The 25,919-nt window shown below is 55.4% G+C and carries 24 protein-coding genes; 19 read left to right on the forward strand and 5 right to left on the reverse strand.

Features of this window, described 5'->3' with window-relative positions:
* The first annotated feature begins 1 nt into the window (after nt 1).
* From aroC to MUU51_RS15630, 5 genes are read left to right on the forward strand one after another with little or no spacing between them, the layout of a single operon-like run.
* Nucleotides 2-1,087: a chorismate synthase gene (gene aroC / locus MUU51_RS15610; RefSeq protein WP_159770101.1), complete on the forward strand. Its 1,086-nt coding sequence runs from the start codon at nt 2-4 to the stop codon at nt 1,085-1,087.
* 23 nt (nt 1,088-1,110) lie between these two features.
* Entirely contained in the window at nt 1,111-1,935 is an 825-nt protein-coding gene (gene mepA, locus MUU51_RS15615; RefSeq protein ID WP_258968088.1) for a penicillin-insensitive murein endopeptidase, read from the forward strand.
* The gene (locus MUU51_RS15620) at nt 1,935-2,744 is read left to right on the forward strand and encodes a sulfite exporter TauE/SafE family protein (protein ID WP_159770107.1); all 810 of its coding nucleotides are present in this window, start codon (nt 1,935-1,937) and stop codon (nt 2,742-2,744) included. Before mepA ends, MUU51_RS15620 begins: the two co-directional genes overlap by 1 nt.
* Entirely contained in the window at nt 2,744-3,289 is a 546-nt protein-coding gene (locus MUU51_RS15625) for an elongation factor P hydroxylase (protein WP_159770110.1), read from the forward strand. Before MUU51_RS15620 ends, MUU51_RS15625 begins: the two co-directional genes overlap by 1 nt.
* Before the next feature lie 9 nt (nt 3,290-3,298).
* Nucleotides 3,299-3,577 (forward strand): YfcL family protein, encoded by a 279-nt coding sequence (locus MUU51_RS15630; protein WP_159760464.1) that lies wholly within the window; start codon nt 3,299-3,301, stop codon nt 3,575-3,577.
* A 135-nt stretch (nt 3,578-3,712) separates the two neighbouring features.
* On the opposite strand, the gene MUU51_RS15635 is transcribed toward MUU51_RS15630, so the two are convergent.
* The 3 genes from MUU51_RS15635 to MUU51_RS15645 are packed head-to-tail and all read right to left on the reverse strand — an operon-like array spanning nt 3,713 to nt 8,042.
* Entirely contained in the window at nt 3,713-4,903 is a 1,191-nt protein-coding gene (locus MUU51_RS15635; RefSeq protein ID WP_258968089.1) for a glycoside hydrolase family 88 protein, read from the reverse strand.
* 9 nt (nt 4,904-4,912) lie between these two features.
* Nucleotides 4,913-6,193 carry an oligosaccharide MFS transporter gene (locus MUU51_RS15640; protein ID WP_200849670.1) on the reverse strand — a complete coding sequence of 427 codons (1,281 nt, stop codon included), beginning with the start codon at nt 6,191-6,193 and terminating at the stop codon, nt 4,913-4,915.
* Nucleotides 6,194-6,209: 16 nt separating this feature from the next.
* Complete coding sequence (locus MUU51_RS15645; RefSeq protein WP_258968090.1) at nt 6,210-8,042, reverse strand: DUF2264 domain-containing protein; 1,833 nt, start codon at nt 8,040-8,042, stop codon at nt 6,210-6,212.
* Between the two features lie 227 nt (nt 8,043-8,269).
* Here MUU51_RS15645 and MUU51_RS15650 point away from each other — a divergent pair, with 227 nt between their 5' ends.
* Nucleotides 8,270-9,127: an AraC family transcriptional regulator gene (locus MUU51_RS15650; RefSeq protein WP_159770119.1), complete on the forward strand. Its 858-nt coding sequence runs from the start codon at nt 8,270-8,272 to the stop codon at nt 9,125-9,127.
* On the opposite strand, the gene mnmC is transcribed toward MUU51_RS15650, so the two are convergent.
* Nucleotides 9,114-11,123, reverse strand: coding sequence for a bifunctional tRNA (5-methylaminomethyl-2-thiouridine)(34)-methyltransferase MnmC2/FAD-dependent 5-carboxymethylaminomethyl-2-thiouridine(34) oxidoreductase MnmC1 (gene mnmC, locus MUU51_RS15655; RefSeq protein WP_200849671.1), 2,010 nt, complete (start codon nt 11,121-11,123; stop codon nt 9,114-9,116). The genes MUU51_RS15650 and mnmC overlap by 14 nt on opposite strands.
* Before the next feature lie 160 nt (nt 11,124-11,283).
* On the opposite strand from mnmC, the gene fabB reads away from it, so the two are divergent.
* Together fabB and MUU51_RS15665 are read left to right on the forward strand one after the other, a co-directional pair.
* The gene (fabB, locus tag MUU51_RS15660) at nt 11,284-12,501 is read left to right on the forward strand and encodes a beta-ketoacyl-ACP synthase I (RefSeq protein ID WP_159770125.1); all 1,218 of its coding nucleotides are present in this window, start codon (nt 11,284-11,286) and stop codon (nt 12,499-12,501) included.
* Nucleotides 12,502-12,718: 217 nt separating this feature from the next.
* Nucleotides 12,719-13,897 (forward strand): MFS transporter, encoded by a 1,179-nt coding sequence (locus MUU51_RS15665; RefSeq protein ID WP_159770128.1) that lies wholly within the window; start codon nt 12,719-12,721, stop codon nt 13,895-13,897.
* On the opposite strand, the gene flk is transcribed toward MUU51_RS15665, so the two are convergent.
* Entirely contained in the window at nt 13,894-14,895 is a 1,002-nt protein-coding gene (flk, locus tag MUU51_RS15670) for a flagella biosynthesis regulator Flk (RefSeq protein ID WP_159770131.1), read from the reverse strand. The two genes, MUU51_RS15665 and flk, sit on opposite strands and share 4 nt — an antisense overlap.
* A gap of 105 nt (nt 14,896-15,000) precedes the next feature.
* On the opposite strand from flk, the gene pdxB reads away from it, so the two are divergent.
* The 11 genes from pdxB (at nt 15,001) to argT (ending at nt 25,843) form a co-directional block, all read left to right on the forward strand.
* Nucleotides 15,001-16,137, forward strand: coding sequence for a 4-phosphoerythronate dehydrogenase PdxB (pdxB, locus tag MUU51_RS15675; protein WP_159770134.1), 1,137 nt, complete (start codon nt 15,001-15,003; stop codon nt 16,135-16,137).
* Between the two features lie 68 nt (nt 16,138-16,205).
* Nucleotides 16,206-17,219 (forward strand): aspartate-semialdehyde dehydrogenase, encoded by a 1,014-nt coding sequence (locus tag MUU51_RS15680; RefSeq protein WP_159770137.1) that lies wholly within the window; start codon nt 16,206-16,208, stop codon nt 17,217-17,219.
* Nucleotides 17,219-18,031 carry a tRNA pseudouridine(38-40) synthase TruA gene (gene truA / locus MUU51_RS15685; protein WP_159770140.1) on the forward strand — a complete coding sequence of 271 codons (813 nt, stop codon included), beginning with the start codon at nt 17,219-17,221 and terminating at the stop codon, nt 18,029-18,031. Before MUU51_RS15680 ends, truA begins: the two co-directional genes overlap by 1 nt.
* Nucleotides 18,032-18,057: 26 nt before the next feature.
* Nucleotides 18,058-18,717, forward strand: a complete 660-nt coding sequence (locus MUU51_RS15690; RefSeq protein WP_133460430.1) for a DedA family protein — start codon at nt 18,058-18,060, stop codon at nt 18,715-18,717.
* 177 nt (nt 18,718-18,894) lie between these two features.
* Nucleotides 18,895-19,809: an acetyl-CoA carboxylase, carboxyltransferase subunit beta gene (accD, locus tag MUU51_RS15695; RefSeq protein ID WP_200849672.1), complete on the forward strand. Its 915-nt coding sequence runs from the start codon at nt 18,895-18,897 to the stop codon at nt 19,807-19,809.
* Between the two features lie 71 nt (nt 19,810-19,880).
* Complete coding sequence (gene folC, locus MUU51_RS15700) at nt 19,881-21,149, forward strand: bifunctional tetrahydrofolate synthase/dihydrofolate synthase (protein ID WP_159770143.1); 1,269 nt, start codon at nt 19,881-19,883, stop codon at nt 21,147-21,149.
* Nucleotides 21,139-21,840, forward strand: a complete 702-nt coding sequence (gene dedD / locus MUU51_RS15705) for a cell division protein DedD (protein ID WP_159770146.1) — start codon at nt 21,139-21,141, stop codon at nt 21,838-21,840. Before folC ends, dedD begins: the two co-directional genes overlap by 11 nt.
* Nucleotides 21,841-22,058: 218 nt before the next feature.
* The gene (cvpA, locus tag MUU51_RS15710) at nt 22,059-22,547 is read left to right on the forward strand and encodes a colicin V production protein (RefSeq protein WP_097161729.1); all 489 of its coding nucleotides are present in this window, start codon (nt 22,059-22,061) and stop codon (nt 22,545-22,547) included.
* A 33-nt stretch (nt 22,548-22,580) separates the two neighbouring features.
* Entirely contained in the window at nt 22,581-24,098 is a 1,518-nt protein-coding gene (gene purF / locus MUU51_RS15715) for an amidophosphoribosyltransferase (RefSeq protein ID WP_159770149.1), read from the forward strand.
* A 97-nt stretch (nt 24,099-24,195) separates the two neighbouring features.
* On the forward strand, nt 24,196-24,768 hold the full coding sequence (locus MUU51_RS15720) for a UbiX family flavin prenyltransferase (RefSeq protein WP_258968091.1): 573 nt from the start codon (nt 24,196-24,198) through the stop codon (nt 24,766-24,768).
* Between the two features lie 292 nt (nt 24,769-25,060).
* Nucleotides 25,061-25,843: a lysine/arginine/ornithine ABC transporter substrate-binding protein ArgT gene (gene argT, locus MUU51_RS15725; RefSeq protein WP_159770155.1), complete on the forward strand. Its 783-nt coding sequence runs from the start codon at nt 25,061-25,063 to the stop codon at nt 25,841-25,843.
* The last annotated feature ends 76 nt before the right edge of the window (nt 25,844-25,919 follow it).

A 25,919-nucleotide genomic window follows, 5' to 3' on the forward strand; every position in this document is an offset into this window, starting at 1 on the left:
GATGGCAGGAAATACAATTGGACAACTCTTTCGCGTAACCACCTTTGGCGAATCTCACGGTGTGGCTCTTGGCTGCATCGTCGACGGCGTGCCGCCGGGCATTCCTCTGACGGAAGCTGATCTGCAGCACGATCTCGACAGACGTCGTCCGGGAACCTCGCGTTACACCACCCAGCGTCGCGAACCGGACCAGGTTAAAATCCTGTCTGGCGTGTTTGAAGGCGTAACCACCGGCACCAGTATTGGGCTGCTGATTGAGAACACCGATCAGCGCTCCCAGGATTACAGTGCCATCAAAGATGTATTCCGCCCGGGCCACGCTGATTACACCTACGAACAAAAGTACGGCCTGCGCGACTATCGCGGCGGTGGCCGTTCTTCCGCTCGCGAAACTGCGATGCGCGTAGCGGCAGGGGCTATCGCTAAAAAATACCTCGCTGAGAAATTCGGCGTGGTTATCCGCGGCTGTATGACCCAAATGGGTGATATTCCGCTGGAAATTAAAGACTGGAGCCAGGTGGAACAGAATCCGTTCTTCTGCCCGGATCCGGATAAAATCGATGCGCTTGATGAACTGATGCGCGGCCTGAAAAAAGAAGGCGACTCGATTGGGGCGAAAATCACTGTGGTCGCTGACGGCGTGCCGCCGGGTCTCGGTGAGCCGGTCTTTGACCGCCTGGATGCCGATATCGCGCATGCGCTGATGAGCATCAATGCGGTGAAAGGCGTTGAAATTGGCGACGGTTTTGATGTTGTCAGCCTGCGCGGTAGCCAAAACCGTGATGAAATCACTAAAGACGGTTTCCAGAGTAACCACGCTGGCGGTGTACTCGGCGGGATCAGCAGCGGGCAGCAAATCATCGCCCACATGGCGCTAAAACCAACGTCGAGCATCACCGTGCCGGGCCATACCATCAATCGTTTTGGCGAAGAAGTCGAGATGGTAACCAAAGGCCGTCACGATCCTTGTGTGGGGATCCGCGCAGTGCCGATTGCCGAAGCGATGTTAGCTATTGTGCTGATGGATCATCTGCTGCGCCAGCGTGCGCAAAATGCGGATGTCACCACCACGCTGCCTCGCTGGTAACGTTCTCCAGGGATTGCGGGAAAATGAAAAAAATCGTCATTGCGCTGCTGACTTTACTGGTAAGCCACGCGGGGTTCGCCGCCACGCCGTGGCAAAAAATCACCCAGCCAATTCCGGGCACTGCCCAGTCGATTGGGGCTTTTGCCAATGGTTGTATCGTCGGCGCGGAAGGTTTGCCGCTGCGCTCCGATAACTATCAAGTGATGCGTACCGATCAGCGTCGCTACTTTGGTCATCCGGATTTGATTCTGTTCATTCAGCGGCTCAGCAATCAGGTGCACAACCTGGGACTGGGCACGATGCTGATTGGCGATATGGGCATGCCGGCGGGTGGGCGTTTCAATGGCGGTCACGCCAGTCATCAGTCGGGGCTGGATGTCGACATTTTCCTGCAACTTCCACAAACCCGCTGGACCTCCGCGCAGTTGTTAAAGCCGCAGGCGCTTGATTTAGTGGCGGCAAATGGCAAACACGTGGTGCCGTCGCTGTGGTCGCCGCAAATCAGTGCGCTTATCAAACTGGCGGCCAAAGATAACGATGTGACGCGCATTTTCGTCAACCCGGCTATCAAACAGCAACTGTGTCTGGATGCGGGTACCGATCGCGACTGGCTGCGTAAAGTGCGTCCGTGGTTCCAGCATCGTGCCCACATGCACGTGCGTTTACGCTGTCCGGCGGGGAGCCTTGAGTGTGAAGATCAGGCGCCACCTCCACCGGGGGATGGCTGTGGTGCAGAACTGCAAAGCTGGTTCGAGCCACCGAAACCGGGAACAACCAAACCTGTGAAGAAAACGCCGCCACCGTTGCCGCGTTCTTGCCAGGCGCTACTGGATGAGCATGTCCTTTAATGGAACATTTCACTGAGATCTTTATGGTGTCACCGCTGTTGCTGGTGGCACTTTTCTTTATCGCGCTACTGGCCGGATTTATTGACTCTCTGGCAGGCGGCGGCGGTCTGCTGACCATTCCGGCATTGTTGGCGGTAGGTATGTCTCCGGCAAACGCCCTGGCAACCAACAAACTGCAGGCTTGCGGCGGGTCACTGTCATCTTCGCTCTATTTTGTTCGCCGCAAAGTTGTCAGCCTGGCGGACCAAAAACTCAATATTCTGATGACCTTTATTGGCTCAATGAGCGGGGCGCTGCTGGTTCAGCACGTGCAGTCCGACGTTCTGCGTCAGATCCTGCCGCTGCTGGTGATTGGCATCGGCCTGTATTTCCTGTTGATGCCCAGGCTCGGCGAAGAAGACCGCCAGCGTCGCCTGCACGGGCTGCCGTTTGCACTGGTCGCCGGTGGCTGTGTCGGTTTCTATGACGGCTTTTTCGGCCCCGGAGCGGGTTCATTTTATGCGCTGGCGTTTGTGACGCTGGCTGGTTTTAATCTCGCCAAATCTACCGCGCACGCAAAAGTGCTGAACGCCACCTCAAACGTGGGCGGTTTGTTGCTGTTTATCATTGGCGGTAAGGTGATTTGGGGAACCGGTTTTGTGATGATGGCAGGACAATTTTTAGGGGCGCGAATGGGATCGCGACTGGTGCTCAGCAAAGGACAAACGCTGATCCGGCCGATGATCGTCATCGTTTCGGCGGTGATGAGCGCTAAACTTCTCTATGACAGTCACGGGGCGGAGATCCTCCAGTGGTTGGGAATTCATTAATGCAACAACACCATTTTCAGCAGCTGATCGACATATTCGATAGCTGTTTTGCTGATGATTTTAATACCCGTCTGATTTCAGGCGAAGACGAACCGATTTATCTTCCTGCTGATGACGATGCGCCGTACAACCGCATCGTCTTTGCGCACGGCTTTTATGCCAGCGCCCTGCACGAGATTTCGCACTGGTGTATTGCCGGTGCCGAGCGCCGCAAGCGGGTGGATTTCGGTTACTGGTACTGCCCGGATGGACGCGATGCGAAAACGCAGGGTCAGTTCGAAGATGTGGAAGTTAAGCCACAGGCGTTCGACTGGCTGTTTTGCGTCGCCGCAGGTTTTCCGTTCAACGTGAGCTGCGACAATCTCGAAGGGGATGTTGAGCCTGACCGCATCGTATTCCAGCGTCGGGTTCATGCACAGGTGATGACGTATCTCGCGGAAGGGATCCCGGCGCGTCCGGCGCGCTTCATCGCGGCATTGCAAAAATATTATCAAACGCCGACGTTAACGGCGGAACACTTCCCCTGGCCGGAAGATCTAAATTGAGGAAAGAAGATGATCGCAGAATTTGAATCGCGCATTCTGGCGTTAATTGATGACATGGTAGAGCACGCCAGCGACGATGAACTGTTTGCCAGCGGCTACCTCCGCGGCCACCTGACGCTTGCGGTCGCAGATCTGGAAGCGGGTGATGATCACTCTCCGGAAGCGGTGTACGAAAAAGTGACCCAGAGCCTGGAAAAAGCGATTCACGCTGGTGAACTGAACCCGCGCGATCAGGCGCTGGTGCTCGGCATGTGGGATACGTTGTTCCAGAAGGCAAAATTTAAATAAGTTTGAGATGAAAATGCCTGGCGGCACTGCGTTTGCACGGACCTACAGGACATTGTAGGCCGGGTAAGCGTAGCGCCACCCGGCGAAATAAAAGCCCCCGATTACAAAATTGGGGGCTTTTTTATGGTTGAGGGTTTACCAGTACAGCGGCCAAACCCGACGCAGGCGCGCCATCGCTTCGAGATAGAAATAGTCGCCCCAGCTACAGCACTGATCCACGCCTTTGCCGCTCGCCATGTGATACACCGAATGTTTGAGCAGACCTTCGCAGGCTTCGTCATCACGGGCGAGATAGTTATCGGTGAGAGATTTCATGATGCGCAGCGCCATTTCTTCGTAATGCGCGCGATGCGGATCCAGCGTCGGCAGGGCCTTCACCAGTTCCAGCAATCCACAGACAGCGATCGCGGCGGCTGAACTGTCGCGTACGGCATCTGTGCCCAGCAGCGCCAGATCCCAATGACAGACTGAATCTTCCGGCAACCGGTTGATAAAGTAGTGCGCCAGACTGCGCGTGAGTTCGACCATGCTGCTGTCACCGGTGTGCAGGTAGCTCAGCATAAAGCCGTAAATTCCCCATGCCTGGCCGCGTGACCAGCAGGAGGTATCGCTATAACCCTGATGGGTGTTACCAAAGCGCGGTTCACCGGTCACCACATCCATGTAGTAAGTGTGATATGTCGAGGCATCCGGGCGTACGATATACCGCGCGGCTTGTTCAACGTGAGCCGTCGCGGCTTCGGCATAACTTGGGTCGCCGGTTTGCTCGCTGGCCCAGTACAACAGCGGCAGGTTCATGTTGCAGTCGATAATCATCCGGCCCTGTTGTTCTGGGTCGTTCAGGTCGCCCCAGGCCTGAATGATTTTGGCTGTCGGGTTAAAGCGCTCCATCAGCGTATCGGCGGCCTGTAATGCGGTGCGTCTGGCAACGTCATTGCCAGTCAGACGCCAGGCGCTGACGCAGGAGAGCGAGTATAAAAAGCCCAGGTCATGGGTCGCGGTCTCAATGCGTTGCTCAATACGCTCGACAAAGGAAGGGATGTAGCGCTCTGCGGCTTCCCGGTAGTGTGCTTTGCCGGTCATTTCCCACATCAGCCAGAGTTGCCCGGGCCAGAAACTGGTGGTCCACTCCACATTTTTGCTGCGTGGCCAGATTCCGTTTTCACAGGCTTCACCGGGGAAGTAGTCGCCAAAGGCCACGATATTATGGTCAAGTTTACGGCTGATGCGTTGCAGGGCCATTTCCAGACTTTGGCGCAGTGCCGGCCGGTCGATGGCATACAGCTCAATAGGGCACAACGGTTCAGTAACAACGGAATGGGTCATAACATCTCCTTAATGACTTTTTGCAGGGGCAATGATTACCGCGTCCGGCGTCTGTGCGTCCTCGGGATGAGGGTCGCGCTCTGAGCGGCAGCGTGAAAGAGTAAGGGTGGAAATCAGCGTAAAGAGCAGGGCGCAGCAGCCCATCATCAGGTAGGTCTGCTCGAAACCGATTTTGGCGTATAGATAGCCCGCAGGCGGTGCGACAACGACGGAACCGACATAGATCATCGCCTGATAGCCGAGCAGGTACATGGTGGCATTGACCTTCTTGTGGAAATGCTCAGCGATATATTTGAACACCGAAATCAGCAGCAGGGCGATCTCCACGCCATATAACGGTTTGATTATCGAGATAGCCAGCGGATCGGTCGTCAGGCCGGAGGCGATCAGACGTGAACCGACCACCAGGCCGCAGAGTAATAATCCTTTTTTGGCGCCGTACTTGTTCACCAGCATCGGGACAAACATCATCATCACAAACTCAGTGCCGGACTGGATCATGCTCAGATAGCCGTACCAGGCGTTGCCCTGTTCTTTGGTGCTAAAAAACGAGACGAAGTAGCGCGGAAACTGCTGCTCGGCGACAAACATCATCCAGGCCACACCGGCGACATACAGGCTGAACATCCAGAATTTGCGGTTTTTCAGCAGTAAGATGACATCGCCAAAGACGATTTTGTTGTCAGAGATAACGTTATTACTGCGCAGTTGCTCATCGCCGATTTTCAGGCTGATCAACACCAGCAGCATCAACACCGAGGTGCCGCTACTGACGAGGAAATTTGCCAGCGGCGTGAGGTTGAACAGTACGCCAGAAAGCGATGCCGCCAGCGCCCAGCCAAGTGATCCCCACATACGAATGCGGCCAAATTCGAGGTTATACAAACGGCTGAAGCGGTCTGCATAAGATTCCGATGCCGCCACGCCAGCGTACCAGCCGAGGCTAAGATACAGCGCGCCGATAATAATCCCAACGAGGGTATGGCTCAGCAGTAACGGTTGATAGACGAAGATAAAAAATGGCGCCATCAGCGCAGACACGGCACAGACAAAATAGAGCAGCCATTTGCTCATGCCGATTTTGTCCATGATGTAGCCGTATACTGGCTTCATGATCACCGCAAACACGCCGTTGATGGCGAAAACGCTGCCGATGGTGATGCTGTCCAGACCGACTTTCTGGCTTAACCACAGGGCATAAAGCCCAAAACTTGAGGACCAGGTAAAGAAGTAGAGAAAGATAAAGCTGCTCATCTTAATTTGCGCAGTGCGCGAGGTTGTCGCGGTCATGATTGTCTCCTCAGTCTCACGGCAGTTCGGTCAGGGGAAAATGCGTTTTCTGCGTGGCCGACGTCAAATGAATAACGCCTTGCACAACACTGACTTCGGGGGCACTGGTGACGCCGAAATCCTGCGGATCTCCGGCCCAGACGGCGCTTATCAGCAAATGCGTACCGCGTGATAATTCACCGCGAAGTATCGGCACGGCGGCGCGGTCGGCAAACAGCAGGTTGCTGTTTGGTGGGGTTAATACCACCTCCCCCTGACGGCGTTTTTTACTCAGACACATAATGGCGCTGGTGTCATGCTCGCCGGTCAGATGGCTGATTCCGGCTTCAAGCTGTTGTTGCGGCAGCGGGCGGGAATTGATGCTGAAGCCACCTTCGGCGCAGTCCAGTTCGCGGGCAGTTTTCAGCCGGTGAACGCGAACCTGCCAGTCGCCGTGCGCGACCAGCCAGCTGTCGACGGTGACGTCATTCCATGGCAGCCAGCGGCAGTAAATGTAATTTTCATGCACGCTGACCTGCTGGCATTCGCGGCGTCCACGCCAGTAGTTGTCCTTTTCACTGAGCAACAGCATCGAGTCCGGCGAGGCGTGCGCCAGGCCAAAGCGCCCGCGTTCGACGTTAAAGGCATAGCGCGTCGAGTAGGCAAATTTGCAGTACTTTGCTTCGGTGTTGACGAAATTGTTCCGCTCCAGCTGGCCAGACGTCAGCATCCATAAATGATTCAGTTGGTGGACCAGGATCTGTGCAGCTTTCGGGATGGCGTGCGGCGTTTGGCGTGGCGGCAGCGGTTCTTCTTTGGCCTGCCAGAAGTCGCTGTTTTCGCCCAACGCCAGTACCAGCACGGTTTTCAGCGCCCAGTACGGCGAGCCTGGCGCGTTATAGTCTTCGGCCATGATCAGGTTTGGATAGCTGTAGCCGACGCTCAGCACGCCGTCGCGGTCGAACGGCTGCTGTTGTTGCCACCAACGCAGATGGCGCAACACCAGGCCTTTAAGAATGCCCGGCGAATACACCTCCAGTCCGGTAAAGGCGGCGGCGCTCCAGAATGCGGCCTGCGCAAAGCGATAGGTCAGGCTGCGACCAAACGGAATTGCTGCACCGTCTTCGTCAAAGAAATGGATAAAGTCATCGGCAAAGACGGTGGCGCGTTCGCGCAACGTGGCACAGCGCTGCGGATCGACCTCTTTCATCAGCCTGGAATAAATCAGGCCGTAGAAGTGGAACCCCATCGAAATGTAGTAATCGCGCGGACGATCCGGGCCGTCGCTGTACCAGCCGTCGCCAAGCCAGTAATGTTCCATCGCCGCAAAATGGCGCTCAATGACTTCGTGGTTGACGGGCATTCCTGCGTGATGAAAACCGACCTGCACCAGAATGGGAAAGAAGTGCCAGTTATTGTCAGGAATAGTGGCGGTTTCGCTTTGCTTCAGCCATTGCCACAGATGCTGTTTTTCCTGCTCGTTGAAGTGCGCCAGCAGCGGCTGATGTGCCAGCGCCAGCAGCAGACCGTAGGCGGCCATTTCCACTACCCGCTGATCGCTATGGCCAATTTCTCCCCAGTATTCCGGATGCGCCGGATGGGTGCCGTTTTTAATAGCCTGAATGTACAGAGAAAGCTGTTCAGGTTCCTGTCCGCCTGCCAGTAACGGCGTGACGCCCCATAATAAACGGGAGAACGCTTCCATATTGGCGATGCGCTGGCCGTAATGGGTGGTGAAATTCGCCAGATCCACACCGCTGGCGTTATTTTTAAAAAAGGGGGTGACCGCATTCAATATTTCATTCACCCATTGGGTGAGGTCACTGCGCTGTTGTAAAGGATTTTCAAAGGTAATGTGTTCAGGTTGCACGAGGCCCTCCCGTCAGACACGAGAAAATTAAACATTATTGTTATTGGACTTTTACCGCGACCGAATCAGTCGGCGAAACCAAGCCTAGCCGCTTTTCTTTCAATGGCTGAGTGAGCAGGTTCACAAAAATGAACCGCTATTTTAAATTCGCTGGATTTTCCCCACTGAGAGGGCAATAAATTGCAAACCGTAGGCTAAAAATTTAATTTTGTTGTCATGGTGACGGAATGAGCGATGTACAGTTACTGGAAAGAATAACCTTAGAAAAGCAGGCGATTTCTTTTAACCGGATGTGGGGATCCAGCGCGGTCTATTATCACTGGCATCAGTGCGTTGAGTTTCTCTATATTTCACAAGGCTATGGCATTGTGGTGGTGGATAATCAGCACTATACCGCACGCCCCGGCAGGCTGTTTATCTTCCCACCGTTTCGCCTGCACAAAGTACATGTCGATGATAGCGATAATAACCATTACCACCGTTCCGCCATGCATATCGAGCAGTCAGCGGTAGAGAGCAATCTGCAACAGTTTCCACGCTTTCAGGCGCAGTTTTCCCGCCTGGCCGCCAGCAACGCGCCAGCTCAGGCCTACGATCTCAGCGAGCATGCCGAATATATGGAAACCGTTCTGGCGCAGTTTGCGGCACTTGCGTCCAGAGAGCATTATCCGGCAGATGAAGTGGCTTTTTTGGTGATGCAGATAATGTCGCTCCTGCCCGCGTTACCACAGGCCAGCACACCGCAGCAGCAAACCGCGTCGGCGCAAATCATGCAGTGGCTGGAAGCGCATTACGGCGAGAAGTTTTCGCTGGAGGATTTGGCGCGGGCTATTGGGCTTTCCCGCAGCTATACGTCACGCATTTTCCGCCAACAGACAGGCGGAAGTATTCACGAGTATTTGCTCACCCGGCGGCTGAAGCGCAGCTGTGATTTGCTGCGCACCAGTGAAATGAGCGTCGATGCGATTGCGGCGAAAGTTGGCTTTCAGGAGGTGACCTACTTCATCACCTGCTTTAAACGGATGATGCATCAGACGCCGTTGCAGTATCGCAAACAGGCGCAGCAGCGCATTAATCTGCTTTGATAACCGCTTTGCCTTTCAGCAGTTTACGCACCCACAGCCGGTTCGGATTCAGCGCTGCCAGGGTTCTGGCATCCAGTGGTAATGGTTCGTCACTCATCTGTGAAGCCAAAATTTCTGCCGCCAGCGGGGCAGAGCACAGGCCACGTGAACCCAGGCCGCCGAGCATGAACAGGTTGTTGTGAACAGGCGCTGATTGGGCATTGTCGCGCTTTTCAGCCAGCGTGGCGTAGGTGTCCAGCGTTTGCGGATAATCTGGCACGTTGCCCATCATCGGTAAATGATCGCGTGTGGCGCAGCGCACGCCACAGCGGGCTTCACCGTCGCTGACGTCGACTTCCTGTGCCCACGTAGCATCCGGGAAACAGTCGAGCAAACGCTGCCGATTATGCTGCTGATCGTCCTCGCTGTAGGCCATTTCCGTTTGCCCGCGATGGTAGCTGGCACCGATGCAATGCTGCTGGTTGTGCGGATTTTGCGGCGTGAGATAGCCGTCGTAACACAGCACCTGACGTAACTTCGCCAGCTCCGGCGTGGTCGGAATATGGCTGACCTGACCGCCCACCGCAGATACCGGCAGCTCCGCCGTTTGCGAGAACTGATTAATCTGATGACCGTTGGCGAGCACCACGCTGGCGTGATGTTGTGTTTCGCTGTTTGCAAAGTGCAGCGCCCAGCCGCTGGCCTGCGCGTCGAGGGTTTCACAACGATGATTCCAGAGAACGTTCAGTCCATTCTGACAGGCCAGTTCGATAACCGCCGCCGTGAGCTGTGCCGGACACAGCCAGCCGCCGAGCGGGTACTGAATGCCCGCACAGCCCGTTTCGACACCAAGCGTGCGCTGCACTTCGGCCGCATCCACTTCAACAGCAATTTCTGGTGGCAGCGCCAGCTTCAGCATCTGAGCAATTTTGTGACTGCTTTTTTCATCCCAGCCAAGCTGCGTCACGCCGCACCAGTCATGATCAAAAGCAACGGGCAGGGAGTCGTACAGACGGCGCGCAAAGGTAAACGCCGCCGGGAAGAAGGTTTCCATCGCCGGATCGTGGGCGCTCAGCAGCGGGTAGAGCGCGCCCTGGCGGTTGCCGGAGGCACCCTGTGCCGGAGCGTCATCTTCGCAATACAGTGTCACCTGCCAGCCGCGGCGCAGCAGCGCCAGAGACAGCAGTGCACTGGCAATACCGCCGCCGATAATCGCCGTTTCTCGGGTTTCACTTCCGGAGCGGGCAAACCACGGCGCGGTGGCAGTTGCTGGTTGCGAATCATCCCGATACCCGGTCAGCATTTCTCGCTTGCGCCCAAAGCCTTTGCTCTTTTTCATGCAAAAACCGGCGTCGTTTAAGCCGCGACGCACAAAGCCCGCTGAGGTAAACGTCGCCACCGTGGCGCCGGGACGCGCCAGTTTTGCCATCGCGTTAAACAGCGTTGGCGTCCACATATCCGGGTTTTTGGCGGGCGCAAAACCGTCAAGGAACCACGCATCGACCTGCTGATTCAGGGAGTCATCCAGCGTGTCGACCAGTTCATTAATGTCGCCAAACCACAGATCCAGCGTGACCTTACCTTCATCCAGCACTAAGCGGTGACAGCCAGAAAAGGGCAGGGGCCATTGCGCCTGTAACTGCGCGGCAAAATCAGCCAGTTCAGGCCAGTGTTGATGAGCAAGTTTCAGGTCGTTCAGACGCAGCGGGAATTTTTCGAAACTGATGAAATGTAATCTTTGTAGCGTAGCGTCAGGCTGCGAGCCGCGAAAAATCTTAAATGCCTGCCAGAGAGTGAGGAAATTCAATCCGGTACCAAATCCACTCTCGGCAACCACCAGGTGGGAACGATCGTGAGACGTAAAGCGCTCCGTTAGTCGGTTTCCCCCAAGAAAAACGTATCGGGTCTCTTCCAGTCCGTTATCATTAGAAAAGTAGACGTCATCAAAATCTCGGGAAACAGGTGTACCCTCACTGTTAAATTCGAGGTTGGCAGGTTGTATGGCGTTTTGTTTCACGTAAGTTACTCGCAGTGCAAGGCGTCCGGCGATCTTAGCGATGTGTGCCGGGTGGCGCAAATTTATACTTAATTTGTCTGATCGGACTTGTTCAGCGTACAAGTGTACGCTATTGTGCCACTCGAAACTTAAAATAGTATATGACTTACAGAGGTATTGAATGAAACGTGCAGTGATTACTGGCCTGGGCATCGTTTCCAGCATCGGTAACAACCAGCAGGAAGTCCTGGAATCTCTGCGTGAAGGACGCTCGGGGATCACTTTCTCTCAAGAATTCAAAGATTCTGGTATGCGTAGCCACGTGTGGGGTAACGTCAAACTGGACACCACGGGTCTTATCGACCGCAAAGTGGTCCGTTTCATGAACGATGCCTCTATCTATGCTTACCTCTCAATGCAGCAGGCTGTTGAAGATGCTGGATTGAAAGAAGATGTTTATCAGAACAACCCACGCGTGGGCCTGATTGCAGGTTCCGGTGGTTCTTCTAAATCTCAGGTCTTCGGCGCAGACGCAATGCGTAGCCCGCGTGGCCTGAAAGCGGTCGGTCCTTACGTTGTGACCAAAGCGATGGCTTCTGCGGTTTCCGCGTGCCTCGCCACCCCATTCAAAATTCACGGTGTGAACTACTCAATCAGCTCCGCTTGTGCGACTTCCGCACACTGCATCGGCAGTGCGGTTGAGCAAATTCAGCTGGGCAAACAGGACATAGTATTTGCTGGCGGCGGTGAAGAGCTGTGCTGGGAAATGGCCTGTGAGTTCGATGCGATGGGCGCACTGTCCACCAAATACAATGAAAGCCCTGACAAAGCCTCCCGTACCTATGATGCGAGCCGTGACGGTTTCGTTATCGCAGGCGGCGGCGGTATGGTTGTGGTTGAAGAACTGGAACACGCTCTGGCGCGTGGCGCACATATCTACGCAGAAGTGGTTGGTTACGGCGCAACCTCTGATGGCGCAGACATGGTTGCTCCGTCTGGCGAAGGCGCAGTACGCTGCATGAAGCTGGCGATGGACGGTGTTGATTCTCCAATCGACTATCTGAACTCCCACGGTACGTCTACGCCAGTTGGCGACGTGAAAGAACTGGGCGCAATCCGTGAAGTCTTCGGTGACAACACGCCAGCGATTTCTGCGACCAAAGCGATGACCGGTCACTCTCTGGGTGCCGCAGGCGTTCAGGAAGCAATCTACTCCCTGCTGATGCTGGAACACGGCTTCGTTGCCCCAAGCATCAACATCGACGAGATGGACGAAAAGGCTGAAGGCCTGAACATCGTGACTCAGCCGACAGAGCGTCAGCTGAACACCGTGATGTCCAACAGCTTTGGCTTCGGTGGCACCAATGCCACTCTGGTTATGCGTAAGCTGAAAGCGTAATTACTACGCCAGATGAATGAAAGGAGCCGAAAGGCTCCTTTTTTACGCCTGTGATTCAGCATTGACAGTCACTGCGATTCGCAGGCAAACTTCAGCCCTAACATTGTCATCGCGATAATGCGTAAGCGTTTAACGTCATCCAACGCACCTTAATCCTGATGTTCAGGTAGAGGGGGCGTGGCATTTCCCCGCCTTACTCTGCGTTATGGAGTAATGCATGTCTGCAGTAACAAAATCTGTAAAATCCTCTTCAGCGAATATTTCGCTGTTTCGCATCGCCTTTGCGGTATTCCTCACCTATATGACCGTGGGCCTGCCTTTACCGGTTATTCCACTGTTTGTGCATAACGAACTCGGCTACGGCAACATGATGGTCGGTTTTGCCGTCGGTATTCAATTCCTTGCCACCGTGTTAACGCGCGGCTATGCCGGGCGACTGGCAGATCAGCGCGGGGCTAAACGCTCAGCGTTGCAGGGAATGTTCGCCTGTGGTCTGGCGGGCGGAGCATGGCTGCTGGCGGCCCTGCTACCGATTAGCGCTGAAGGTAAGTTTGCACTGCTGGTCGTTGGGCGTCTGATCCTCGGTTTTGGTGAAAGCCAACTGCTGACCGGGACGCTGACCTGGGGCATGGGACTGGTGGGGCCAACGCGTTCCGGCAAAGTGATGTCATGGAACGGGATGGCGATTTACGGCGCGCTGGCGGCCGGCGCACCGCTGGGCTTACTCATTCACAGCCATTTCGGCTATGCCGCACTGGCGGGTACCACCATGGTGCTGCCGCTGCTGGCCTGGGCGTTTAACGGCTCGGTGCGGAAAGTCCCTGCTCATGCCGGTGAGCGTCCGTCGCTGTGGAGCGTGGTCGGTCTTATCTGGAAGCCGGGTATGGGGCTGGCCTTACAGGGCGTGGGCTTTGCGGTGATCGGCACCTTTATTTCGCTCTATTTTATGAGTCACGGCTGGGCAATGGCGGGCTTTACGCTGACCGCTTTTGGCGGCGCGTTCGTGCTGATGCGCATTCTGTTTGGCTGGATGCCGGACCGTTTCGGCGGAGTGAAAGTGGCGACGGTTTCACTGCTGGTGGAAACCGTGGGTCTGCTCCTGCTGTGGCAGGCGCCAAATGCCTGGGTTGCGCTGGCGGGTGCGGCATTAACCGGGGCCGGTTGTTCGCTTATCTTCCCGGCGCTTGGCGTTGAGGTGGTTAAGCGTGTACCGCAGCAGGTGCGCGGTACGGCGCTTGGCGGCTATGCTGCTTTCCAGGATATCTCATACGGCGTTACCGGGCCGCTCGCTGGGCTGCTTGCGACCTCGTTTGGTTACTCGTCGGTGTTCCTGGCTGGCGCGATTTCCGCAGTCGTCGGGATTGTGGTCACCCTGGTGTCGTTTCGTCGGGCTTAGAACAGGATCCATAGCAGGAAGATTATCACCAGCAGCCCAACCAGCATCAGACCTGGGCGGGCTGACATCGCCTTCATGTTTTCGATGAACGGTGTGAACGGGTTAAAGATCGGCTGAATATAACGGGTGTCGACGGTGTCCTGAGCGCGTTCGACGCGCTTGAGGAATACCTGATTCAGCAGATCCTGCACCTGAGCCTGGGTTAACACCGTTTGCGGCGTCGCCTGCCAGGTTTGCTGGGCATAGTCGCGCAGAGCGTTAAACTCCTGCGTTTCCATCGGTTGTTTCAGCGCCGCCTGCAGCGTGTTAAGCGTCGGTGCTTTCTGGTCGCTCAGCGTCTGGCGCGCCTGCAGCCAGGTCATCAGCTGATTGAAGTGTTTCGCCGGGATAAGATCGCCGGTTTTCACCCCTGAAAGCTCAAGCATCGACTGCCAAATCATCTTGCTGGATTCTCCGGTCGCCGCGGCCACCTTGGTCACCATCTGATTCAGTGTGTTGTGCTCGGCAGGCAATAATGACCTGTCCGTTGCCGGGCGCTGTTGCGGTTGTGGAATGGCCAGTTCGTTGTTTTGCAGAAGCTGCAGGACATTTTTAAGCTGATCGGGCGTCAGCTGGCTTAACGTTGTGTGGCCATATTGCTGGCGAATAAAATCGCTCACCGCCTGACGGTTATTGCCCTGACTCAGCAGCTCGGTCAACTGCGCCACAATCTGACGCACTTCGTGAGTCTGCTGAGCGCTGACCAGACGCTGATTGAGATTCTGTTCCGCCGCAGGGAAGTGCCTTGAGAGTAGCTGAGCATCATTCCTCAGACCCAAATCATGTTTCATCCCGGCCCATACCCCGGCGCTTTGCTGCGACGTCAGCGCGACAAGACGCGTGATCAGCCGTTCGAGCACCGTGCGCTGCTGGGTGGAGAGCGGTTGCTCGCCGATGTGACTCGTCGTTGTTGCTTCCCCCGGAGGGCGAGCGGGCACGCCTGAAATAGGTTGCGTCATGATAAATCCTGAATGTCCGTCGGTGTTCTCAAGGCTCAGTGTTCCTGGCCGCGAGATTATGGCACACTTCCCCGGTTAACTCTCGTTCCAGACAGGTACTGTACCGTGAAAATCCTTGTTGATGAAAATATGCCCTACGCCCGCGAGCTGTTCAGCCGTTTGGGTGATGTAAAGGCGGTCCCTGGCCGTCCAATTCCCCAGCATGAGCTGGATGATGCCGATGCGTTAATGGTGCGCTCAGTCACCAAAGTGAATGAGGCGCTGTTGGCAGGGAAGGGGATTAAATTCGTGGGTACCGCAACCGCAGGTACCGACCATGTCGATGAGAAATGGCTGGCGCAGGCTGGAATCGGTTTTTCTGCCGCCCCCGGCTGCAACGCCATCGCGGTGGTGGAATACGTCTTTTCATCGCTGCTGATGCTGGCTGAGCGTGATGGTTTCGCGCTGGCCGATCGCACCGTCGGGATCGTCGGGGTGGGTAACGTCGGTGGGCGTTTGCAAAAACGTCTCGAAGCGCTGGGGATCCGCACCTTGTTATGCGATCCACCGCGTGCCGATCGCGGCGACGAAGGTGATTTCCGCAGCCTCGACGACCTGGCGCAAAATGCCGACATTCTGACGTTCCACACGCCGTTGTTTAAAGACGGGCCGTATAAGTCGCTGCACCTGGCAGATGAAGCGCTGATTTCACGTCTGAAGCCTGGCACTATTCTGATAAACGCCTGCCGTGGACCGGTGGTGGATAACGCCGCACTGCTCAAATGCTTACAAGCAGGACAGGATTTAAGCGTCGTACTGGACGTCTGGGAACCGGAGCCGGAACTCAATACCGAACTGCTGTCTCTTGTCGATATTGGCACCGCACACATTGCGGGCTATACGCTGGAAGGCAAAGCGCGCGGCACCACTCAGGTGTTTGAGGCCTACAGCGAGTTTATCGGCAATCGCCACCTGGTATCGCTGGATACGCTGCTGCCTGCGCCGGAATTTGGCCGTATCACGCTGCACGGTCCGCTCGATCAGGCGACGCTAAAAAGGCTGGTGCATTTGGTGTATGATGTGCGCCGCGATGATGCGCCGCTGCGGAAAGTGGCGGGTATTCCGGGTGAGTTCGACAAACTGCGTAAAAACTATTCTGAACGCCGTGAGTGGTCTTCGCTGAACGTCCTGTGTGACGATGAGCAGGCTGCCGTTATGCTCAAAAATCTGGGATTCAACGCCGTTCATCACGCAGCGCGTTAATGTCTTCTTAATACGCCCGGCCAGATCCTCTGGCGGGGCGGCTATTTTTATTTCTGGAGTAAACCACCATGTCTGAAGGCTGGAATATTGCCGTACTGGGCGCAACGGGTGCCGTAGGTGTTGCCCTGCTTGAAACTCTTGCAGAGCGTCAGTTCCCGGTGGGAGAGATTTACGGTCTGGCGCGTAGCGAAAGCGCCGGAGAATCCCTGCGCTACGAAGGTAAAACCGTGCGCGTGCAGGACGTTGCCGAGTTTGACTGGACTCAGGTTCAGCTGGCCTTTTTTGCCGCGGGTGTGGAAGCCTCTGCGGCCTGGGCTGACGAAGCCGCCAACGCAGGCTGTCTGGTCATTGATTTAAGCGGTCTGTTCGCGCTTGAGCCGGATGTACCACTGGTTGTGCCGGATGTGAACCCGTTTGTGCTGGCGGATTACCGCAACCGCAATATCGTGGCGGTGCCGGACAGCCTGACGAGCCAGCTGCTGACTGCGTTGAAGCCGCTGATCGATGACGGTGGTCTGTCGCGGATCGCGGTCACCAGCCTGATGTCAGCATCTTCGCAGGGCAAGAAGGCCGTCGACGCGCTGGCAGGGCAGAGCGCCAAGCTGCTGAATGGCATTCCGATTGATGAGGATGATTTCTTTGGCCGTCAGTTAGCCTTCAATATGCTGCCTCTACTGGTTGACCGTGAAGGTGGTATTGCGGAAGAACGTCGTATTGTCGACCAGGCCCGCAAAATCATGCAGGACGACGGCCTGATGATTTCTGCTCAGTGCGTACGTGCGCCGGTGTTTTACGGTCTGGCGCAAATGGTCAGCTTCGAAGCGCTGCGTCCGCTGGCAGCAGAAGAAGCGCGTGACGCGTTCGAACGGACTGAGGATATCGCCCTGTCTGCGGATACTGATTTCCCGACTCAGGTCGCTGATGCCTCCGGCAGCGCGCATCTTTCCGTGGGCTGTGTGCGTAACGATTACGGTATGCCGGAGCAGATTCAGTTCTGGTCGGTAGCCGATAACGTCCGTTTTGGCGGCGCGCTGATGGCGGTGAAAATCGCTGAGAAACTGGTTCAGGAGTATATGTACTGATGTCTGAAGTGGAAGCGCTGCCTGTCATTAAAGTCGCGCTCGGCATCGAGTACGACGGCAGCAAATACTACGGCTGGCAACGGCAGAACGACGTGCGCAGCGTGCAGGAAAAACTGGAAAAGGCGCTGTCGCAGGTTGCGAATGAATCGATTAGCGTGTATTGCGCGGGTCGAACCGACGCCGGCGTGCACGGCACGGGTCAGGTTGTGCATTTTGAAACGCGGGCGCAGCGCAAAGACGCGGCCTGGACGCTGGGGGTAAATGCGAATTTACCTAAAGACATTGCGGTGCGTTGGGTGAAAGCTGTGCCCGACGATTTCCACGCGCGTTTCAGCGCCACCGCACGTCGGTATCGTTACATTATCTACAATCATCGTCTTCGCCCGGCGGTCTTAAGCCATGGCGTGACGCATTGTCACCAGGCGCTGGATGCCGAACGCATGCAGCGTGCGGCGCAAAGTCTGCTCGGTGAGAATGACTTTACCTCGTTTCGTGCGGTGCAGTGTCAGTCGCGCACGCCGTGGCGAAACGTGATGCACATTAACGTTGAACGTTACGGTGCCTATGTGGTGGTGGATATCAAAGCGAATGCTTTTGTACATCATATGGTGCGGAATATTGTGGGCAGCCTGATGGAAGTGGGTGCCGGAAACCAGCCGGAGAGCTGGATTGCAGAGCTGCTGGAAGCGAAGGACAGAACGCTTGCGGCAGCGACGGCCAAAGCTGAAGGGCTGTATCTCGTTTCGGTGGATTACCCGGAACGGTTCGACCTTCCTGAGCCGCCTATGGGCCCGCTATTTTTAGCGGACTGAATGCAGTCACTTAAGGTTAAGTCACTATGGATCTGATTCGCTTTCTGATTGATTTTATTTTGCATATTGATGTGCATCTGGCTGAGCTGGTCGCGCAGTACGGCGTCTGGGTCTACGCTATTTTGTTCCTGATTTTGTTCTGTGAAACAGGGCTGGTGGTGACACCGTTCCTGCCAGGCGATTCGCTGCTGTTTGTCGCCGGTGCGCTTTCTGCGCTGCCAACAAACGATCTGAACGTGCATTTGATGGTGGTATTGATGGTGATTGCGGCGATAGTCGGTGATGCCCTGAACTACACCATTGGTCGCGTGTTTGGCGAACGGTTGTTCAGCAATCCGAATTCGAAAATTTTCCGTCGTAGCTATCTCGATAAAACGCACCAGTTCTATGAAAAGCACGGCGGGAAGACCATCATCCTCGCCCGTTTTGTGCCGATCGTCAGAACCTTCGCGCCGTTTGTGGCAGGAATGGGGCACATGTCCTATCGTCATTTTGCTGCGTATAACGTGATTGGCGCGCTGCTGTGGGTGCTGCTGTTTACCTACGCGGGTTATCTGTTCGGTGACCTGCCTATTGTGCAGGAAAACCTGAAACTGCTGATCGTGGCCATCATCGTGCTGTCGGTCCTGCCAGGTGTTATCGAGATAATCCGTCACAAGCGTGCCGCAGCAAAGCAGGCTAAATAATTACAGAGCCCGGAAAGTGGCGCAAAGTGGCACCGGTTAGACCACTTTTTTGTCCCATGTTCTGGGCTCTTATGTTTTAATGTGCAACATTTCATGGTCTGTAAGCCCTAAAAATGGCATTATTCGCCGCTTACAGCAAAAACTGGCATCGACCAGGTTCAGGCAGAAAGGTTATCAATGAGCTGGATTGAACGAATTAAAAGCAACATAACCCCCACGCGCAAGGCGAGTATTCCGGAAGGGGTATGGACCAAATGTGACAGCTGCGGACAGGTACTGTACCGCGCAGAGCTGGAGCGTAACCTGGAGGTTTGTCCGAAGTGCGATCACCACATGCGTATGTCAGCGCGTAACCGCCTGCATAGCCTGATGGATGAAGGTACTCTGGTGGAGCTGGGTAGCGAGCTTGAGCCGAAAGATCTGCTGAAGTTCCGCGACTCTAAGAAATACAAAGATCGTCTGGCCTCTGCTCAGAAAGAAACCGGTGAGAAAGACGCGCTGGTAGTAATGAAGGGGACCTTGTTTGGTGCACCTGTCGTTGCCGCTGCCTTTGAGTTTTCCTTTATGGGTGGCTCGATGGGTTCTGTGGTCGGCGCTCGTTTCGTGCGTGCCGTTGAGTATGCGCTGGAAAACAATTGCCCGATGGTGTGCTTCTCAGCCTCCGGTGGTGCGCGTATGCAGGAAGCGCTGATGTCACTGATGCAGATGGCGAAAACCTCTGCAGCGCTGGCAAAAATGCAGGAACGTGGTCTGCCGTACATTTCTGTGCTGACCGACCCAACCATGGGTGGCGTTTCCGCAAGCTTCGCCATGCTGGGTGACCTCAACATCGCTGAGCCGAAAGCGCTGATCGGCTTTGCCGGCCCACGCGTTATCGAGCAGACCGTACGTGAAAAACTGCCGCCGGGCTTCCAGCGCAGTGAATTCCTTATCGAGAAGGGTGCGATCGACATGATCGTCCGTCGTCCTGAGATGCGCTTCAAGATTGCCAGCGTGCTGGCGAAGCTGATGAATCTCCCGGCACCGAACCCGGATGCACCGCTTGAAGACGTGGTGGTACCGCCGGTACCGGATCAGGAACCAGAGGCCTGATAAATGCAAAGGGCAGGGCCAGACGGCGCTGCCCTTTTTGCTTGTGCTAACCGTTAACTATCGCGGGTATCATGGAAAAAGACATCACTCCACTCGCCACGTCGCCCCTCGCCGCGTGGCTTTCTTATCTGGAACACCTGCACAGCAAAACCATCGACCTGGGACTGGCACGCGTCAGCGAGGTTGCGGGCCGAATGGGCGTGCTGAAACCAGCGCCGTTCGTCTTCACCGTCGCGGGCACTAACGGCAAAGGTACGACCTGCCGCATGCTGGAATCGGTGCTGATGGCCGCAGGCTTTAAGGTCGGTGTGTACAGCTCTCCGCATCTGGTTCGCTACACCGAACGCGTGCGCGTACAGGGTGGCGAGCTGGCTGAATCTGCGCATACCGCGTCGTTTGCTGAAATCGAAAAGGCACGGGGCGAAATCTCCCTGACTTACTTTGAATTTGGCACGCTGTCGGCGCTGTGGCTGTTTAAGCAGGCGCAACTGGACGTGGTCATTCTGGAAGTGGGACTCGGCGGGCGGCTGGATGCGACCAATATCGTTGATGCCGACGTAGCGGTTGTCACCAGCATTGCACTCGACCACACCGACTGGCTGGGGCCGGACCGCGAAAGCATCGGCCGTGAAAAAGCTGGCGTGTTCCGCGGCGGTAAACCGGCGGTTGTCGGCGAACCGGATATGCCGCAGACCATTGCCGATGTCGCCGCTGAAAAAGGCGCTGTGTTGCTGCGACGCGGGGCTGACTGGCGTTATCAGGTCACGGGCGACAGCTGGACGTTCAGCGATGCGCAGGGCGAACTGAGTACGCTGCCGTTACCGCAGGTGCCACAGCCCAATGCCGCGACGGCACTGGCGGCGTTGCGGGCGAGCGGGCTGGCTATCAGTGAGCAGGCATTGCGTGAAGGCATTCAGAACGCGATGCTGCCGGGCCGTTTCCACATCGTGAGCGAATCACCGCGTCTGATCCTCGACGTGGCGCACAACCCTCATGCGGCGGCGTATCTGGCGGAACGTCTGAAAATGCAGCCTGCAGCCGGGCGTACGCTGGCGGTGATTGGTATGCTTCATGATAAAGATATTGCCGGGACGCTGGCCTGTCTGTCGGATGTCGTCGACAGCTGGTATTGCGCCCCGCTGGAAGGCCCTCGTGGGGCAACGGCGGAACAGCTGGTGGAACATTTGCGCGATGGCGCAGTCTATGCCACTGTAGCGCAGGCCTGGCATGCCGCGATGGCGGATGCTGGCCCACAAGATACGGTGCTGGTGTGTGGTTCGTTCCACACGGTGGCTCATGTAATGGAAGAGATGGACGCGGGGAGAACCGGTGGCGAGTAAGTTTCAGAATCGTTTAGTCGGAACCATTGCGCTGGTGGCACTCGGGGTTATTGTGCTTCCAGGCCTGCTGGATGGTCAGAAGAAGCATTATCAGGATGAGTTCGCGGCAATTCCCCTGGTGCCTAAACCGGGCGATAAAGAAGAGCCGGATATGCTGCCAGCGGTTACGCAGGCACTGCCTTCTCAGCCTCCGGAAGGGGCGGCGGAAGAGGTCAGGGCAGGTGATGCAGCAGCACCATCGCTTGATACGTCGCGATATGCGGCGAACAGCGGTGCGAATGAAATAGATGATACTGCGCAGCCGGCACCAAAACCGGTAGCACCGAAGCCTCAGGTTCAGACGCAAACCAGACCACAACGTGATACTACAAACGCACAGTCAGCAGCAGAGACGCAAGCGCCTCCTGCTCAGCCGAAGCCTGTTGCCGAAGACAAACCAGCCCCGACGGGCAAAGCCTACGTCGTACAGCTCGGTGCCTTGAAGAATGCCGACAAGGTCAATGAGATTGTCAGCAAACTGCGCGGCGCCGGATATCGCGTCTTTACCGCGCCGTCTACGCCAGTGCAGGGGAAAATCACCCGCATTCTGGTGGGACCGGACGCGTCGAAAGACAAGATGAAAGGTTCGCTTGGCGAGCTGAAACAGCTGTCAGGTCTGAACGGTGTGGTGATGGGGTATACCCCGAACTGAGAGTAAAATGCCCGGCGCAACGTCGGGCGGATAACCAAATCGATGAAAATCGACTGGGCTGAAAGTGCCCTCAGAGGCCAAAAGCTCATGCGGCGTTGAACGTTTTTTCAGCGCCATTTTTATTTGGGCGGGGAAAGGAATTCCCTACGCAAACGTTTTCTTTTTCTGTTAGAATGCGCCCCGAACTGGACGACAGGGCGTAAAATCGTGGGACAACTATGGTCTGGATTGATTACGCCATTATTGCGGTGATTGGTTTTTCCTGTTTGGTAAGCCTCATCCGCGGCTTTGTTCGTGAAGCATTGTCACTGGTAACGTGGGGTTGTGCTTTCTTTGTTGCCAGTCATTACTACACTTATCTGTCTGTCTGGTTTACGGGCTTTGAAGACGAACTGGTTCGAAACGGGATTGCTATCGCGCTGCTCTTTGTCGCGACGCTTATCGTCGGTGCTATCGTTAACTATGTTATCGGTACGCTGGTAGAGAAGACGGGCCTGTCGGGAACCGACAGGGTGCTTGGGATCTGTTTTGGTGCGCTGCGTGGAGTATTGATCGTCGCCGCCATACTGTTTTTCCTCGATACCTTCACCGGCTTTTCAAAAAGCGACGACTGGCAAAAGTCTCAGCTGATCCCTCAGTTCAGCGTCGTCATCAGAATGTTCTTTGACTATCTGCAAAGCTCGTCAAGTTTCTTGCCCAAAGCATAAGCTTTGGGGAGTTCTGAACGAGGAAAATGACGTATGTGCGGTATTGTCGGTATCGCCGGTGTTATGCCGGTAAACCAGTCGATTTATGACGCGTTAACGGTGCTTCAGCACCGTGGGCAGGATGCCGCGGGCATCATCACCATTGATGCAAACAACTGCTTCCGTTTGCGTAAAGCCAACGGCCTGGTGAGCGATGTGTTTGGCGCCGTGCATATGCAGCGCCTGCAGGGCAATATGGGTATCGGCCACGTCCGTTACCCAACCGCCGGCAGCTCCAGCGCGTCTGAGGCTCAACCTTTCTACGTTAACTCACCTTATGGCATCACCCTTGCGCACAACGGCAACTTGACCAACGCTCACGAGCTGCGCAAAAAGCTGTTCGAAGAAAAGCGCCGCCATATCAACACCACCTCCGATTCTGAAATTCTGCTGAACATCTTCGCCAGTGAGCTGGACAACTTCCGCCACTATCCGCTGGAAGCTGACAACATTTTCGCTGCGATTGCCGCGACAAATCGTCAGATTCGCGGGGCGTATGCCTGTGTGGCGATGATTATCGGGCATGGCATGGTGGCTTTCCGCGACCCTAACGGCATTCGCCCGCTGGTGCTCGGCAAGCGCGATATCGGCGATGGTCGCACCGAATACATGGTGGCATCGGAAAGCGTCGCGCTCGATACGCTGGGCTTTGAATTCCTGCGTGACGTGGCGCCGGGTGAAGCAATTTACATCACCGAAAAAGGCCAGCTGTTCACCCGTCAGTGTGCTGACAACCCGGTGAGCAATCCGTGCCTGTTCGAATATGTTTACTTTGCTCGTCCGGACTCGTTCATCGACAAGATTTCCGTCTACAGTGCGCGCGTGAACATGGGCACTAAGCTCGGTGAGAAAATTGCCCGCGAGTGGGAAGATCTGGATATCGACGTGGTTATCCCGATTCCGGAAACCTCTTGCGATATCGCGCTGGAAATTGCCCGCATTCTGAATAAACCGTACCGCCAGGGTTTTGTGAAAAACCGCTACGTGGGTCGTACGTTCATCATGCCAGGCCAGCAGCTGCGCCGTAAATCGGTGCGCCGTAAACTGAACGCCAACCGCGCAGAGTTCCGTGATAAGAACGTGCTGCTGGTGGATGACTCCATCGTGCGTGGTACCACGTCAGAGCAGATCATCGAAATGGCGCGCGAAGCTGGTGCGAAGAAAGTATACCTGGCCTCTGCCGCACCGGAAATTCGTTTCCCGAATGTCTACGGAATCGATATGCCGAGCGCCACGGAGCTGATTGCTCACGGTCGGGAAGTGGATGAGATCCGCCAGATTATCGGCGCCGACGGTTTGATTTTCCAGGATCTGAACGATCTGATTGAAGCGGTTCGCGCTGAGAACCCGGATATTCAGCAGTTTGAATGCTCGGTATTCAACGGCGTGTACGTCACCAAAGACGTGAACCAGCAATATCTCGATTATCTCGACTCCCTGCGTAATGACGACAGCAAAGCACTTGCGCGTCAGAACGAAGTCGAAAGCCTTGAGATGCATAACGAAGGTTAATCGTCTCCACGCCCTCTCGTGCTGAGAGGGCGTCTTTCCTTGCAACTCCCTCTGAATTCCGGCAAAGTCAGGCCCAGTACGAAGACAGGGCGGAATCATGAAACGACTCATTATTGGAATTTCCGGTGCCAGCGGCGCTATCTATGGCGTTCGGCTGTTGCAGGTGCTGCGCGATGTCGCAGAAGTGGAAACCCATTTGGTGATGAGTCAGGCCGCGCGACAGACGCTGTCCCTCGAAACCGATTTCTCTTTACGTGAAGTTCAGGCGCTCGCCAATGTCGTTCACGATGCGCGTGATATCGCCGCCAGCATCTCTTCAGGTTCGTTTAAAACCGACGGAATGGTTATCCTGCCATGCTCCATCAAAACGCTCTCAGGCATCGTCCACAGCTACACCGATGGTTTACTGACCCGCGCTGCTGATGTGGTGCTAAAAGAGCGCCGTCGCCTGGTGCTTTGCGTACGTGAAACACCGCTGCATCTGGGACATTTACGACTGATGACGCAGGCGGCGGAAATTGGCGCGATCATTATGCCGCCGGTTCCGGCGTTTTATCACCGGCCGCAAACGCTGGATGACGTGATTGATCAAACGGTTAATCGCGTATTGGATCAGTTTGATATCACCTTGCCAAAAGAGCTTTTCACCCGCTGGCAGGGCGCGGAATAGGCGCACTACGATAGTGCATCTTTTTGGTGCATGCGTGGTCGTCCGACGATTTTGCAATCCCGATCAAATCCTCAACATTTAATCCCTCTTTTCGCTGTTTAGCGCTGCGGTTTATCCGTTAGAGCTGTTATCTTTCAATTCCAAGACAACTCTGCAACTATTCATTAACACATTTAACGCTGTTTTTTTGAGCAGATGTTTAGGTGGCATAAAACGTGCAGGGCAGTCTGGCAACACACAACACGATTGATTACATAACACGCAACTGCATCACGACACTTAAGGGTAATGTATGAAGAAGACGGTTCTGGCTCTCTCTTTAATGCTGGGGATCAGCAGTGCTTCCAGCGTATTTGCCGCGCTGCCGCAGACTGTTCGTATCGGTACTGACGCCACTTACGCGCCGTTCTCATCCAAGGATGCGAAAGGGGATTTCGTCGGCTTTGATATCGATTTGGGTAACGAAATGTGCAAGCGCATGCAGGTGAAATGTACCTGGGTTGGCATCGATTTTGACTCCCTGATTCCGTCCCTGAAGGCGAAGAAAATCGACGCCATCATCTCCTCTTTGTCGATCACCGATAAGCGCCAGCAGGAAATCGGTTTCTCTGACAAGTTGTACGCCGCTGACTCTCGCCTGATCGCCGCCAAAGGTTCTCCGATTGTCCCAACGCTTGATTCACTGAAAGGCAAACACGTGGGTGTGCTGCAAGGCTCTACTCAGGAAACCTATGCCAATGAAAACTGGCGTAGCAAAGGCATCGATGTGGTGGCCTATCAGAACCAGGATCTTATCTATTCTGACCTCTCCGCAGGACGCCTCGACGCTGCCTTCCAGGACGAAGTCGCCGCCAGCGAAGGCTTCCTGAAACAGCCAGCCGGTAAAGATTACGCCTTTGCGGGCCCGTCAGTTAAAGATAAGAAATACTTTGGCGATGGCACCGGCGTGGGTCTGCGTAAAGACGATACCGAGCTGAAAGCGGCCTTCGACAAAGCACTCGACGGACTGCGTAAAGATGGTACCTACGACAAGATGGCGAAGAAGTATTTCGACTTCAACGTCTACGGTGACTAAGACTGCATTGGCCTGGGAAACCGGGCCTTTCGGGCTGAACAGTTATCTATACATGTGTGGCATAACGACATAATGC

This window comes from Scandinavium manionii (genome assembly GCF_024764775.1).
GTDB lineage: Bacteria > Pseudomonadota > Gammaproteobacteria > Enterobacterales > Enterobacteriaceae > Scandinavium > Scandinavium manionii.